This is a genomic window from Planctobacterium sp. AWH2_060 (assembly GCF_056158425.1).
Map to the genome: position 1 here is coordinate 3,896,162 of NZ_JBSWTG010000001.1, position 14,206 is coordinate 3,910,367.

Genomic DNA, 14,206 nt, shown 5'->3' on the forward strand with positions numbered 1-14,206 from the left:
TAAAATAATTGTTAGCCAAAGATTACACTTTTGTACTGGGCAATTTGCCCTGCGACAGATGCGCTCCATGGTAGGTCTGTTATCTTCAGTTTTCAAATTAATCCAATAAACATCAATAAAGGAACATTCATGGCACATTTAAACCCGCTTCCGGCAGACACCACCGCTGAACTGGCTGAACACTTTGATATTTTCGTCGATATTTTGGGCTTTGTGCCCAATTCACTGTTAACCATGCAGAGACGACCTGAGATTGTGAAAGGCTTTGGTGTGTTGACTCAGGCCGTTATGGCAAAAGACGGTGCCGTTGATTTAGGTTTTAAACGACTGTTGGCCCATTTTGCCAGCCGTGCTGCGGGCTGCCAGTATTGTGAAGCGCACAGTCTGATTGCCGCTAAAATTCACGGTATTTCTGCTGAAAAAGTGGCAGCAGTCTGGGAATATCAGACCAGTCCCCTGTACACAGATGCAGAGCGGGTAGCGCTGGATTATGCATTGGCGGCGGGCAGTGTGCCCAATGCTGTAGATGAACCACTCATGACTCGCATGAAGCAGCATTGGTCAGAAGATGAGATCGTGGAAATTCTGGGGGCCATTTGTCTTTATGGTTTTCTCAATCGCTGGAATGATTCTATGGCGACGGATCTTGAAGAGGCTCCCAAAGCACTGGGTAAAGAGGTCTTGGAAAAAGGCGGCTGGACCGGCGGTAAGCACGTTAAATAAGCAAGCAAAGTGTGGGCATTCGCCCACACTCAAACAAACACTACACCTTAAATTTGTGCACTATCTCAATCAGGTTGTGGCTGCTCGTAGCCAGCACTTTCGATTTATCCGCTAGCTCGATGGCTCTTTGCGCTACACCACTGACATCACTACCAATGTTATTAATGTCCTTAGACATATTGTGGGCTAATTGATTCTGCTCTTCAGCGGCAGCGGCAATCACTGAGGTCATTCCGGTAATTTGCTCCATAGATTTGCGAATACCGTTCAGGTGATTACCGGTTTCTTCCACCAGGGAGGTGGCCGCTGTGGTGATTTGATTGCCGTGAGCCATGGCGTCCACCGCCTGAGTGGAGCCGGTTTGGATACTCTGAATGATATTTTGAGTTTCTTCTACTGCACTTTGGGTGCTACTGGCCAGGGTTCTGACTTCATCGGCTACCACTGCAAAGCCACGGCCTTGTTCGCCTGCCCGGGCGGCTTCGATGGCGGCGTTCAGAGCCAACAGGTTTGTTTGATTGGCAATGTTCTGAATGGTGGTCAGAATATGGGTGATTTGTTCAATATCATCGTTGAGTTGACCAATGACATTGGTGGCTTTATTCACTTCATCATTGACCTGTCCCATAGTACTAACCAGATCATCCATAGCTGTACTGCTTTCCAACACTTGTTGGTTAGTACCATCAGTGACTTCTGCCACATGCTGAATGTTTTTGGTGACCTCCAGTGAGGCCAGTGACATTTGCTCTGCTTCGGAGACTATGCGATCCACCGAATCACGGCTCTTTGCCAGTTCCTGACCACATAAGCTGGCCACTTGCTGACTTTCTTCACATCCGGCATTCACCGAACTGGCGTTACTGTCGATGGTGCGCACTATGTTGGCCAGATTATCGATAAACTTGTTGATCCAGGTGGCCAGTTCGCCGGTTTCATCATTGACGTACACCCGAATATGACGGGTCAGATCGCCTTCACCTTCGGCAATGTCTTTCATCAGATCGCGGATTTTTTCGATGGGTTTAACAATCTGGTTGGAAATCAGGGTAATGCCGAAAAAGCCAACAGCGGCCAGGATGACTGCGGCAATGATCAGTTGTGACAATGCCGCATCGCTGCGGGCGGAAATTTCATCTCTTAAGCGGTTTGAGGTGTCCAGCATGACATCTTCAGGAACGCTTACCAGCAAATACCACTGCTTGTCTACACCACCAATTTCGGTACGGGTGATGACATTGATACGACCTTGATTGTTACTGGAATAGACATTGCTGCTAGCTGATACTGCAGCGCCTAACTCCCGCTCAAAACTACCGCCCAGCTCGGAAACGGCTTTGCCAGAGGCTGCCGGATCTTCGCTGTAGCCGATAATATTGCCAGTTTCGCTGAGCAGCATGACTTCACCTTTGCCATCAAATAAAGCGGCATCACTTTTAGTCATTAGCCCTTTTACGAAGTTAGCATCGAAATCGACACCTACAACGCCGATAAATTCACCGCGAGAAATGATGGGAACGGAGATAGTGGTCAGCAGATAACTGACGCCACTTAAATCAAACACGTCGGGGTCGATTAAACAGCGACTGCGACGATTTCGGGGACAACTAAAGTAACCATTCTTGGTTTCGTCTTCTACAGAGCTAACCCAATCCAGACTAATGGCACCGCCTTCGCGATACCAATAAGGAGATACCCGGCCATTATCCAGCATGCCCAAAACTTTGTTTTGTTCACCGCTGCTTTGAAAGTCACTATCGTTACCAAAGACATCAGGGCTTAAAGGCGACATTATGCCCATATATCCCGGATGGGCTTCCAGCAGATTGCGCAATTTACTTAACACCATGGCACGGGTTTGCGGAGCGGTAAAACCCTGTTCCTGCCAGGTGCGGTGCAGCAGGCTGATTTCAGCTGCAAAGGTTTCAGCTACCAGAGCAGCATTTTCCACATTTTTAGCAATTTTCGCTGCCTGAACCTGAGATTCCGCCTCGATCAATGCCATGCCGCCCCGGCGCAACGCTTCCCGGGTGACTTTTTCTACTTCTTCGTTGACGCTGGAGCTGTTGTAGGTGGAAATACTGGCCAGCACTACCGTCAACAAAATGATGATGGCAAGTACCGAGTAGGTGATCTTATTTTTAATGCTATGGGTAATAAAGTTCATCGTTAGGCTACTTTGCGTCCGCTTTGTGTACTATTTATTACAGTTGAGGCTGGCTTGTCTACCGTAAAATGCCAAGTTCTGCTCTCGATGTTGTGCAATAAAAGGGTAACTATGCGTTATATGGCATAGTTATGCTTTAATAATAGTTAATTGTATCTGCAAATCTGAGAATTTCTTGTGTTTTTAGATGATTAAGTGATTTTTCGTTCCTGACGGTATACGTTAACAGGCGTGTAATTCCCTTTGAACAGAAAAATGGATATGTTGCTTTGGGAGTGACGGAGCAAGCCACATAAATACCCATCTCAGACTTTTTAATATTTTTTCGATCTATGTCTCGGCTTTTGCTAGTAGTTCAGCAATTTCGCTAGCCGGCACGCAGGCACCGGTATCCCACACAGATTGCAGGTGCTGTCGCAAGGCGTCTATCTGCTGGGTTTGAATGGCCAGTTGTTGCATCATTTTATTGAGCTCTTGTTGTTTTTCTGTCAGTCGCTGCATGACGAGTTGGTGATCCAGGTTGTTATCATGACTGAGCAACTTAGGCAGTTCCTGCAGGCTGAACCCCAGTTTCTGACCGAGACGAATACAATCTAACCTGGCTTTGATGTCGTCATCATATACCCGGTAACCGCCGTCACTGCGGGGGACTTTGGGCAGCAGCCCTTGTTTTTCGTAAAATCGTATGGTGGAGGCCGCGATTCCCGTTTTGTCCGCCAGTTCGCCAATTTTCATAATGTGTCTCTTGACCTTAAACCTTGCTTTAAGGTTAGAGTCTGTATTTCCTAAATTCAATCTTGATTTCCGCGAAATCGAATGAGGTATTGCATGACATCGCCAGTATCACCGGTATTTTCTGAATTACAACTGCCCTGCGGCCTGAGATTAAAGAATCGCATCGCGAAAGCCGCCATGGAAGAAAACATGGCGAGTGCCGGGCAATTGCCGGGAGAATCATTACAGCGGCTTTATCGCGCCTGGGCAAATGGTGGGGCTGGACTTATCATCACCGGTAACGTGATGGTAGATCATCTGGCGATGACTGGACCAGGTGGTGTCGCGTTAGAAGCTGATACCCCTTTAGAACCATTTAGACAACTGGCAAAAGTCAGTCAGCTGCAGGATTGTAAAATCATCATGCAAATCAATCATCCGGGGCGTCAGGTTTTTAAGAAAATGGGTGGCAAAGTGCTGTCGCCTTCTGATATTGCCCTGGATATGGGCGCTCATTCTGGATTATTTACCCAGCCAAAGCCCATGAGTGAGGCAGAAATCCAGGATTTGATTGAGCGTTTTGCTATTACAGCCAGCAGAGCCGAAGAAGCCGGTTTTGATGGTGTGGAAGTTCATGCTGCCCATGGATATCTGCTGGCTCAGTTTTTATCGCCGCTCACTAACAAGCGTCAGGATCAGTGGGGCGGCAGTATTGAGAACAGAGCAAGGTTGCTGGTGGAAGTTATTAAAGCCATCAGGGCTGAGGTGTCACCGTCTTTTGCGGTCAGTGTAAAACTTAACTCGGCTGATTTTCAGCGAGGTGGTTTTGATATTGACGATGCCACTAGCGTCGTAAAAATGCTGTCTGAACTCAATGTCGATTTTATTGAGCTTTCCGGTGGCAGTTACGAAGCGCCAGCCATGCAAGGACGTACTGCTGATGGCCGTACCCTGGCGCGGGAAGCCTACTTTTTGAGTTTCGCACAACAGATTGCAGCGGTTTCTAAAGTACCTTTAATGACCACCGGTGGTATTCGACGTTTAGCGGTAGCAGAGGAAGTGGTAAACAGTGATGTGGCGCTGGTGGGGATGGCCAGTGCTATGGCTTACACGCCAGATTTGCCCAACAGGTGGCAAGCTAATCGAGCGTTTGAAGGCACTATTCCGCTGGTCAACTGGAAAGATAAAACCCTGAGCGGCCTGGCCACCATGGCGATGGTCAAACGTCAGTTGCACAGATTGGGAGCGGGCAAGTCTGTAAAAGCTTCATTATCGCCAGTGTTCTCGTTGTTGAGTGACCAGTGGCGGGCAGCGAAGCTTACCCGACGTTACCGCAAGCAATATCGCAGCGAAGTGACATAATTGCACTGGTATTCTCAGTAAAAACATGGAAATGTAGCGCAAACTCATTTCTTTTTTCCCGTAATTTATGAGCCGGATTTGGCAAACCATGTTTTCTGCTGCGCAGACTTCCAGGATGCAACTGGGTTTACTGCGTTTGTTTATTCTGGCCCTCAATATTTATTGGTATAGCGCCAGTGAATCATCCATCTGGTTTGTCGCAGTGATGGCGTTTTATGCCTTGATGGGTGTTTGGGCTTTTGTAAAAGACCATCCTGACCCAACCCAAATACTGCTGAGCCTGATGGCGGATGTATTAGCCATCAGTGTTTTTCTGTATTTTAATCAAGGCATTATGTCTGGTTGGGGGGCTGTACTTATGTTGCCACCACTGATCGCCAGTTTGTTACTCAATCGCGCTCAGGCCTGGCTTTTAACCCTTTTGGTATTGGTATGTCACAGTGTGTTGTCGGGTTTGTCTGTGGCCGATTTAAGTCAAATGTCTGGTGCCCATCACGGGCATTCTATGCATCAGGCAACGGCACATGGGCCACAGGAAATGGCCCGCCATATTCAGAGTATGTGGCTCACCTTCGTAGTGTCGTTAGCGGTATTAACCGGTTTTATCTCCCAGCAAAGGCATCGAATTAATCTGTTTCAACAGCAAAACCTGAGTTATCAGGAACGCTTTTACAACAATCAACGCTTACTGGCTTTTGCCAATCTGACTGCCAACACCAGTCATCAACTGGGAACACCACTGTCTTCAGCAAAAATGTTGCTTGAGGAAATTCAGGAGCAGCCACTCGATCCCGAAGCAGTCCAACACAATGTCAGCCAGGCACAGACGCAGTTAGACCGCTGCAGTAGCATTCTGAAGTCTATGGTGGCAAAGTCAGAAAGTAGTGTTCAATACCAAACCACAACCGCAGACTTAACAACCTGGCTAGATTCTATTTTGCAAGAGTGGTCTGGCGCGCATCCCGATATGCCGCTACAGAGGGATTTTTCAGGCTTACCGCAAGGGGTGAGCATTCAGGTGAGTGAGGGCTTGAAGTTTGCCTTTAGCAATCTACTGGACAATTGTTATCAGGCTAACCGAGAGCAACAAGCAGACCTATTGCAGATTAAATGTGAAACTGGACAGCAACGGGTAATTATAAAAATCCTACATCATGGCAAAAAACCCGATAGCACAGTGGTGGAAATTTTAGGCAAAGCCTTTGTGCCGGATTCTGATGGTTTGGGGCTTGGGGCTGTGTTGGCTCAATCTGCCATAGAGCATTTAGCTGGAACTATGCATTACAGCTGGTCTTCGTCTGCTGCCGTCCCCCATGAAATCGTGATAACATTGCCAGTACAAAATGATTCTGTTTTTGATGCCACAACCCGTTAGCTTTTGCACATGCCTAAAGACTTACAACCAAAGCACCGCATTGCCCTGTTAGATGATGATCAGGTTTTCCTGGCAACGTTGCAGCGCCGCTTGCAACAGTATGGCTTTCAGGCAACGGCGTTCCATCAGGCAGGAGATTTGCTCAACTGTGGAAAAAGCTTTAGCCATTTAGTGTTGGATTTGAATCTGGGTACCGAGTCTGTTTTGGAGTACCTGCAGGATTGTCGCGCTGTTTGGCCGGATGCAAAACTGGTGATCCTGACGGGTTATGGCAGTATAGCCACGACCGTGGCAGCCCTGAAGCGCGGCGCCGATGATTACCTGACTAAGCCGCTGAACTTTAAAGAGTTGTTAGTTGTGTTGGATTCGGAGGCTGCAGTGCCGGAATCTCCAGAGGTGTCTAACCATGCTATGACTCCCGCCCAACTGGAGTGGGAGCATATACAGCAGACCCTGCTACGCAACGATGGCAATATTTCCGCCACTGCCAGGGAATTAAAGTTGCATCGCCGGACACTGCAGCGCAAGTTACTGAAGCGCCCGGTTTTTAATAGCTAAAAAGCGTACTGGTAGCCCAGGGTGAGCATGTCGTCCATCGCCATCTGTACGCCGTTTACTTTTTGATCCAGGGTGGTTTCATATTCCAGTGCCAGTCGATGGCCACCGGCCAATAACAGATTGGCACCAATCCCGAGGTTCAGCATTGAACCTCCGGAATTAGTTGGATCCGCAGTCTGTACCGGTAACATGACTTCGGCATCTATGCCGTCTATCTGCCCCTGGTCCTGATAACTCAGTCGGGCTGATAAGCTGATGTGTTCATTTAAGCGATGACTAATCCAACTGGTGACCAGGAGCTTGTCACCCAAGGAATAATCGTTGTCATTTTCGCCTAACCTGAAGGTGGCTTTCAGCTGGCCGCCCCAGCCCCAGTCGCCAGCATGACCAGTGACGGTCAAACCCGGCTCAAAATCCCAGCTGCCAGAGCCCAACTGCATTGGATAGGGCAGTTTTACTTCGGGAGTCATATTCATGGGAGTCAGGATATGATCGGTTTCGTCTATGTCGCCGGTCGGGGCGCTGAGTCCCAGATTTAAGATAAGCTGGTAGTCAGTGGTTTTCTTGAGGTTCCATAAGATAACGAATTTAGTGTCCCCGAGACCGCTGGTTTTGGTCTCAAAGCTACCTAGTTGTGTGGTTCCCATGCCGCCCTGAAAAGTAATGTGAGACATGTCCTTAGACAAGTAATTCAGCATCAGCATCAGGGTGATATCGTCGCTGGGAGCGTACATGGCGCCCAGCATGTGCATATCGGTGGTCATTTCTACTGGTACGACTCTGAGGGTTGCTGGTTGCATCATATTTCCGGCATAGCGATTGGGAATGCCGGTGACTATGTCTTGTGCAGAAATGTCATGACTGCCTTGCAGGTTATCTTCCATGGACATCTGCATAAAGCGATAAGAAATCATCCATTCTCCGGCTTTATGAGTATGATCACCCATAACGCCAATGGGCGCATGACTATCGGGCGTACTGGTATTGCCGGCAATCTTGCCATCGGCAAAACTGGCTGATGAAACAAAAAGTAAAGAAATCAATGTGTTAATTTTTTTATTGGGCATGATGAGAGTAATAAAAGCAAAAAACTGATTTTAACCTGTCATAAAATAATTACCCTGTGACAAAATGTCGCAGCTTCTGGAAAATTGTGGAGAGTAGACTATTAACCCTGTAATTAATGCACCAGTGGCCGGTGTGATATTCGATATGGATGGCACCCTGGTGACTTCCCAATTGGATTTTGTGGCCATGCGCGAGGCAGTGGGTTGCCCGGCTGACCAGGATATCCTGAATTACATCGATGAGATTACTGATGACGAGCGTCGTAATCTGGCGATGGCGCAAATAGAGGTCATGGAACTGGAAGATGCTCATCAAAGTGAGCTCATCGACGGTGTGGCAGAGGCACTGGCGAGCTTGCAGCGGCAGGAGATTCGAACTGCTGTAGTGACCCGTAATTGTCGCTCTGCCACCGATATTAAGTTGCAAAAAGCCGGTCTGAGTTTTGAACAGGTACTAACCCGTGAATGTGCTCCGGCCAAACCGGATCCCACCGCATTACTGCAGATTGCCGAAAGCTGGTCATTATTGCCGCAAAATACGATTTATGTCGGGGACTATTTGCATGATGTAAACGCCGCTATTAACGCCGGGATGCGCAGTGTCTTAATGACCTTGCAAGGACCGCCTACCTGGTCACATCAGGCTACCTGGCAGTTCGCCAGCTATGGGGAGTTTTTGGCATTTTTTGAGGAATTGAAGGATTAATCAATGAGAATTTTTTGCGTGCTGTTATGGATGAGCTTAGGTTTGGGAGTGGTCAAGGCTGAGCTGGTTTACGATGCCGAACGATTATTGTCAGCTTTATAGAGGGACAAGACTGTCAGCGGATTATCGAATATGGATTGTCCGTTACTCTTTCAGAATAACCCCATCTGGCGGGAGCTGATACTGTCAAAGTTCTGGCCAATAAAAGGCAGAATGCCTTCGGCGATGGGGCGCAATTGTTTTTCCACATAATGGCGGTAATCAATCGGGCTGCTGAGAAACTCCAGCGGCTCCGGACCATTGATGGTTTGCACATATTTGATCCAGCCTTTGCGCTGATACTTACGTGCTTTGCCCAGGGCCTGAAGCTGCTGATCTGCCAGGCGAGCGGCTTTAACGTGGGGCGGCACGTTTTTGACATATTTGTCGGTGCCCTGACGTAATCGTTTTTTGTATACCAGCTTGTCGTCGAAATGGCCTTGTTCGGTGTTATTGACCATATCGGCAATATATTGGCTGGCATCCTCACCGGCAAACACCATGCTATACAGCCGGGTCTGAAATTCTTTGGCCAGTGCTGTCCAGTCGGAACGCACGGTTTCCAACCCTTTAAACACCAGCTCTTCACCTGAGTCGGTCTTTTTTAATCCGGCGTAACGCTTTTTGCTGCCTTGTTCTGAGCCGCGAATAGTGGGCATCAGAAATTGACTGAAATGGGTTTCAAATTCCAGCTCCAGAAAACAGTCAAGGTCAAACTCTTGCCGTAACTTTTCGTGCCAGCGTTGGTTGATCATCTTGGCCAGTTGGTTGCCAATTTCGCGCGCCTCAAGGGCATCCTTACATTGGCTTAACCAAACAAAGGTTGAATCAGTGTCACCGTAGATTACTTCATGGCCTTGCTCTTCAATCCAGCGAGCTGTAGTTTGCATAATATCATGGCCTCGCATGGTGATAGAGCTGGCCAGACGGGTATCGTAAAAGCGACAACCCCCTGAACCCAACACGCCATAAAAGGAGTTCATCAGAATTTTAATGGCCTGAGAGCGGGCGCTGTCCTGTTCCTGCTTGGCCACGTCCCGTTGCCGCCAGAGCTGCGTGATAATATCCGGTAAAAAGTGCTTCTCTCTGGAAAAGCAGCCACCTTTGAAGCCGGGAATGGCGTTTTCGGGAGATTTTAAACCTTCCACAAGGCCCAATGGATCGATTTTAAAGGTGCGAATGATTGAGGGATACAGGCTCTTGAAGTCCAGCACCAGCACATTTTGATACAGCCCCGGTTTGGAGTTCATTACATAGCCACCAGGGCTGGCTAGGCCACCATCTTTTGGCAGATTGGGGGCTACATAACCGGCTCGGTGTAATTTCGGCAGGTAAAGATTTGTAAAGGCGGCCACTGAGCCGCCAGCTCTGTCTGGTTCCAGGCCGGTTAGTTGGCTGCGCAATACCAGATATTCCATCAGGCGGGTGGTTTCGAATATTTCCAACACCAACAAACAATCCTGAAGATTGTATTCCGCCAGTTTGACTTTATTGTGCATAAAGTCATGATTGATATGGGCCATGCGATTACCCACATCCTCTACTTTTTTACCCTTGCCTAATAATTCCTGTGCTACTGACTCCAGACTGAAACTGTCGAACTGATAGGTGGCGGATTTCAGCGCGTCGATACCATCCAGCACCAGTCGTCCGGCGAGGTTTAAAAATCCCGGCTGGCTCCCGGATTTGGCATCGCGCCAAGTCATCAACGAGCCATCCCTGCCCAGGTTTAAAGCAATGTTGTGCCGTTGTGCCCGTTTGATTAACAAGCGAAAATCAAAGCTGATCACGCTCCAGCCCACAATGACGTCCGGGTCGAACTGATTAAATTCGTAAACAAACTGTTGTAATAAGCTGTGTTCATCTGCAACCCATTGGATCCAGTCTGGGGCACTGTCTTGAGGCGATCCTATCATCAATACGCAGTGGCGCTCAGCAGTTGCCAAACCAATGGAATATAGCTCGCCCTTTTCGCTGCACTCAATGTCTAGTGAAAGAGGGCTAAAATCTGGTGTATATTGGCTGGGCTTGAGTTTTACCTTGTTGAGCCGGCCATGCTGGTCAGCGCTGCCTAATGCTTTGCTACTGCCGTAGACAAATCTCTCCATCAGATAGCGGTCTATCAGACGGATATCGTCTTCGTAACAGGTAATATGGTTATTTCTGAGCCAATCTCTGAGGGCAAAAAAATCGCTCTGACTTTTTGCATATAGCGCAGAGCAGGGCTGGCCTGAAAACAGTTGCAGGGATAAATCTGAGCGGCTAATGCCTGGGTTAATTTTTTGTAAATCGGTAGCTAAAGCTGTTAGCTCCTGGGTACTGACAAACAAAACAAATGGCGTGGCTTCGGTGCGGATATTACGAGGGCCATGTTCAGTGGCCAACCAAAAGTCCAGGTAGGTTTTGCCTGAAATTTCCAGTTGTTTTCGGGACAGGATAAAACCTTCAATTAATTCCTGGGTCATTCTTGGTATAAATAGCTCTGTTCTTTGGCCAGCATGGCATACACTGGTAATAAATACAGTAAAGCAAGCAGGGTTAACAGGACTTTTTTGACTTTTACAGGAATAAAGCGGGGGAGATCGCCGTTGATGAATAAATCGCTGAACAGCCCAACGCGATCCATGTCAGGCGATTCAGAACCTCTAGGTAAGTTTCCCAGGAGAATAAATCGCCTGGTTATACTAGAGACGAACCGGAATTGGTTTTTATTCCATGAATCTTAAAATATGAGAGATTGAATGAAGTACTTCTTAAATTTTAGGTGGATTAGTTGCTTTTCTTTGCTGGTGTTGATGCCCCCTGTATTAGCTGAGCAGGATGATAAGCATCGCTGGGAAGGGCGCGTCGAAGCAGGTATCGAAAACGATTCAACAGTGATCATTGATGAACTGGATTCTGTGGTTGATGACAGCAGTTCCAGTCGCTTATTGCGTATGAATCTCAACTATCGCTATACGCCAGATGAGAACAACGAGTGGTTATTATCTGCTAACTTCATTCGTAAGAATTTCGATCAAAGCAATACCTTTGATTCATCGCTGCAAATATATTCGGCCGGTTATAGTCATGAATTTCAACATTTGACCGCAGGTTTTCGCTCTCAGGCTATTAGTTCTGACCTCAATAGCCAGGGGTTTTTGTCTATGCAGCAATACTCACCCTATTTTTCATTTTTTATTGGTAAACACTGGTTCCTGAACTTAGGGATAAATTTAACTGATAAAACCATTAAAAGTGATGCACAACGCTCTGCCGATGGCCGCGAGTTTACGCTGGATGCTTACCGCTTTTTGCAGGGCATCAATCACTATTTAATGTTTTCCTATCGCAGCGGGAAAGAAGAAGCGGAAAATCCTCTCTTCAGTAACGTTTCCAATCAGTTCAGAATTGGCTGGGTTAAAAAGCTACGTTGGTTGGAAAAGGCCCATAAGGTCAGGATCAATTGGCGCTATTTACGGCGCAATTACAATGATCAAATTCACCCCGATATAGAGGCTTTTCGCTTAGACAATCGCAGGCAATGGGATATTGAATGGGAAACCCAATTTACAGAGCACTTTTTTGCGGTAGCTAACTTTCGCCTCAACGAGCAGGACTCAGCGTTGCCTTCCGCCAGTTACGACCAGAAAATCAGTAGCCTGGTGTTGCAGTATCAGTTTTAGCGCTAAGTGTATTCAGGGCTGACAAAGCGTCGCTGTTTAAAGGCAGTAAGCCTTTGCCAAATAGCGGGTCTATGCCTTCGTCGCCTAAATCAATACAGCGATTTAAAGCCAGTTCTACCCAGTTATTGGCATCGGTTTGTTGTGGTAATTGACTGGCTATCCAGGCCGTTACAAAAGGCGCTGCGATAGAGGTACCGGATTGTGCACTGGCACTGTGGTTGTCGCTGGCGGCCAGTATGTCTACGCCATAGGCGGCCACATCAATGTGGTTACCCCGTACCGCTTTTTTGTAGAGTTTATTGTCCATATCAACCGCAGTTACTGCGACTGCACAGCTATAACCGGCAGGATACATAGGTTCTGAGAAAGGACCTTCATTGCCTGCAGCGGCAACGATAACCACACCCTGTTGGCACAGTTGTTCAATCCCTTTTTGCAGTAATCTGTTGGGGGGACCAGCCAGGCTCATATTAATGACTTTGATATTTTGCTGAACCAGCCAGTTAAGTCCACGCAACAGGCTTAAAGCGGTGGTGATTGAGCCCGTATCTTCTGATTCCACAAAAACCGACGCATTGAACAATTCAATCTCTTCAAAAATCCCTTTGTAATGTTCACTCTTACCTGAAAATACCGAGGCTACGGCGGTACCATGGTTAAATACCGGCTTTTGACCGTCCTGAGTGAAATGTTGTTGCCTAATTTGCGCAGACTGCAGCAGGTGATGCTTGAGATCGATGGCGGTGTCCACCATACCAATGCGAATGCCTTTGTGCTTCAGGCTCATTAATTCGCCCGGTGAGATACCGCTACTTTCTTGGGGGGTAGACTCTATGGCATTGGTATAGATGTTGGTGTAGATATGATTAAAATCCAGTACCGCATCGTGTTTTTCCAGTCGCTCCATCACCTGCTGGTAATCGTCGTGCAGGTTATAAGAGGCGGGAGCTTTCACACTGGCAATGATACTGCCAAAAGATTCCAGTAATTCTTCATTACTGAATTCATAACCTTCCATTTCAAGGGCTTGCTTCGCATCCAGGTCCGCCATTATTACCCATTCGGAGGTCCACACCTGTTGTTCATCAATTTCTGTTAATAATCTTGAATCATTGTGGATAGAGGTCAGTGCTTGCTCAAATTGCAGATCGGAGAATTCCTTGTCAATTCCGCTATCCTGTATGGCGTCTTCAACTTGCTCAGAGATAGTGTCTTCCACTTCTTCTTCTATTTCATCATTACCCTTCTCACCAGGCTCATCCTGCTCATTGGGGTCGAAACTACCAAGCCCATCATCATTAAGTGGCTCGTCTGGTAGCTCAGGATCATCAGGCGTTTGGGGGCGAGTGGGTGGCTCGGGTTCACGTTCAGTATCGGCAAAGCTATCCCGAAAATTGCCTTTGTTGGCTGTAATTTGCAGCAATTGCTGGTCCGTCAATCGGGCTATCGCCTGTTCTTCAAGGTGTCGCTCTATGGCGCGCTCAGAGGCACGAACACTGGCGTTACGACCTTGCTCTTCGTTAGCCAGCTGCGCCTGGATTTCTGCAATGCGTTCTGCACGGCGTATGGCTCGTTCCGCCTGTTGCTCCGTCAAGCGCTCCATCGCCAATTCGGCGCGTCTTTCGGAGTTTCTGTCATTGGCCTGAGCAAATGAAATACTAAACAGTGTGACGCAAAAAACCGCAAGCGCAAAAAGCGCCTGATACACGCGTAAAAAGACATGTATATGTTTGTGGCTGAATAAGCTTTCCAATGTCACACCTTTCAAGATTTTCATGACTTACCCAATATTTTACACTAACTTAGTATGGTATAACGGGTAAGATCTGT

The 14,206-nt window shown here is 47.6% G+C and carries 12 protein-coding genes; 6 read left to right on the forward strand and 6 right to left on the reverse strand.

What is annotated here, in order from left to right; translation table 11 throughout:
- Window positions 1-129: 129 nt before the first annotated feature.
- Window positions 130-723, forward strand: coding sequence for a carboxymuconolactone decarboxylase family protein (locus ACXAD8_RS16720; protein ID WP_475231011.1), 594 nt, complete (start codon window positions 130-132; stop codon window positions 721-723).
- 40 nt (window positions 724-763) lie between these two features.
- Here ACXAD8_RS16720 and ACXAD8_RS16725 read toward each other — a convergent pair whose 3' ends face one another.
- Window positions 764-2,890 (reverse strand): methyl-accepting chemotaxis protein, encoded by a 2,127-nt coding sequence (locus ACXAD8_RS16725; protein ID WP_475231013.1) that lies wholly within the window; start codon window positions 2,888-2,890, stop codon window positions 764-766.
- Window positions 2,891-3,220: 330 nt separating this feature from the next.
- On the reverse strand, window positions 3,221-3,625 hold the full coding sequence (locus tag ACXAD8_RS16730; RefSeq protein ID WP_475231015.1) for a MerR family DNA-binding transcriptional regulator: 405 nt from the start codon (window positions 3,623-3,625) through the stop codon (window positions 3,221-3,223).
- Between the two features lie 93 nt (window positions 3,626-3,718).
- On the opposite strand from ACXAD8_RS16730, the gene ACXAD8_RS16735 reads away from it, so the two are divergent.
- The 3 genes from ACXAD8_RS16735 to ACXAD8_RS16745 all read left to right on the forward strand — a co-directional run bounded on the left by ACXAD8_RS16735 (window position 3,719) and on the right by ACXAD8_RS16745 (window position 6,899).
- Complete coding sequence (locus ACXAD8_RS16735) at window positions 3,719-4,966, forward strand: NADH:flavin oxidoreductase/NADH oxidase family protein (RefSeq protein WP_475231017.1); 1,248 nt, start codon at window positions 3,719-3,721, stop codon at window positions 4,964-4,966.
- 88 nt (window positions 4,967-5,054) lie between these two features.
- Entirely contained in the window at window positions 5,055-6,341 is a 1,287-nt protein-coding gene (locus ACXAD8_RS16740; RefSeq protein ID WP_475231019.1) for a sensor histidine kinase, read from the forward strand.
- 9 nt (window positions 6,342-6,350) lie between these two features.
- Window positions 6,351-6,899, forward strand: a complete 549-nt coding sequence (locus ACXAD8_RS16745; protein WP_475231021.1) for a response regulator transcription factor — start codon at window positions 6,351-6,353, stop codon at window positions 6,897-6,899.
- Here ACXAD8_RS16745 and ACXAD8_RS16750 read toward each other — a convergent pair.
- The gene (locus ACXAD8_RS16750; RefSeq protein ID WP_475231023.1) at window positions 6,896-7,942 is read right to left on the reverse strand and encodes a transporter; all 1,047 of its coding nucleotides are present in this window, start codon (window positions 7,940-7,942) and stop codon (window positions 6,896-6,898) included. The genes ACXAD8_RS16745 and ACXAD8_RS16750 overlap by 4 nt on opposite strands.
- 157 nt (window positions 7,943-8,099) lie before the next feature.
- On the opposite strand from ACXAD8_RS16750, the gene ACXAD8_RS16755 reads away from it, so the two are divergent.
- The gene (locus ACXAD8_RS16755) at window positions 8,100-8,672 is read left to right on the forward strand and encodes an HAD family hydrolase (RefSeq protein WP_475231025.1); all 573 of its coding nucleotides are present in this window, start codon (window positions 8,100-8,102) and stop codon (window positions 8,670-8,672) included.
- A 152-nt stretch (window positions 8,673-8,824) separates the two neighbouring features.
- Here the strand turns inward: ACXAD8_RS16755 and ACXAD8_RS16760 are convergent, their stop codons facing one another.
- Both ACXAD8_RS16760 and ACXAD8_RS16765 read right to left on the reverse strand, forming a co-directional pair.
- Window positions 8,825-11,176, reverse strand: coding sequence for a DNA polymerase II (locus ACXAD8_RS16760; RefSeq protein WP_475231027.1), 2,352 nt, complete (start codon window positions 11,174-11,176; stop codon window positions 8,825-8,827).
- Window positions 11,173-11,337 (reverse strand): hypothetical protein, encoded by a 165-nt coding sequence (locus ACXAD8_RS16765; RefSeq protein WP_475231029.1) that lies wholly within the window; start codon window positions 11,335-11,337, stop codon window positions 11,173-11,175. Before ACXAD8_RS16765 ends, ACXAD8_RS16760 begins: the two co-directional genes overlap by 4 nt.
- Before the next feature lie 115 nt (window positions 11,338-11,452).
- On the opposite strand from ACXAD8_RS16765, the gene ACXAD8_RS16770 reads away from it, so the two are divergent.
- Window positions 11,453-12,376, forward strand: coding sequence for a hypothetical protein (locus ACXAD8_RS16770; RefSeq protein WP_475231031.1), 924 nt, complete (start codon window positions 11,453-11,455; stop codon window positions 12,374-12,376).
- Here ACXAD8_RS16770 and ACXAD8_RS16775 read toward each other — a convergent pair.
- Window positions 12,345-14,153 (reverse strand): S8 family serine peptidase, encoded by a 1,809-nt coding sequence (locus ACXAD8_RS16775; protein WP_475231033.1) that lies wholly within the window; start codon window positions 14,151-14,153, stop codon window positions 12,345-12,347. The two genes, ACXAD8_RS16770 and ACXAD8_RS16775, sit on opposite strands and share 32 nt — an antisense overlap.
- Window positions 14,154-14,206 lie beyond the last annotated feature (53 nt).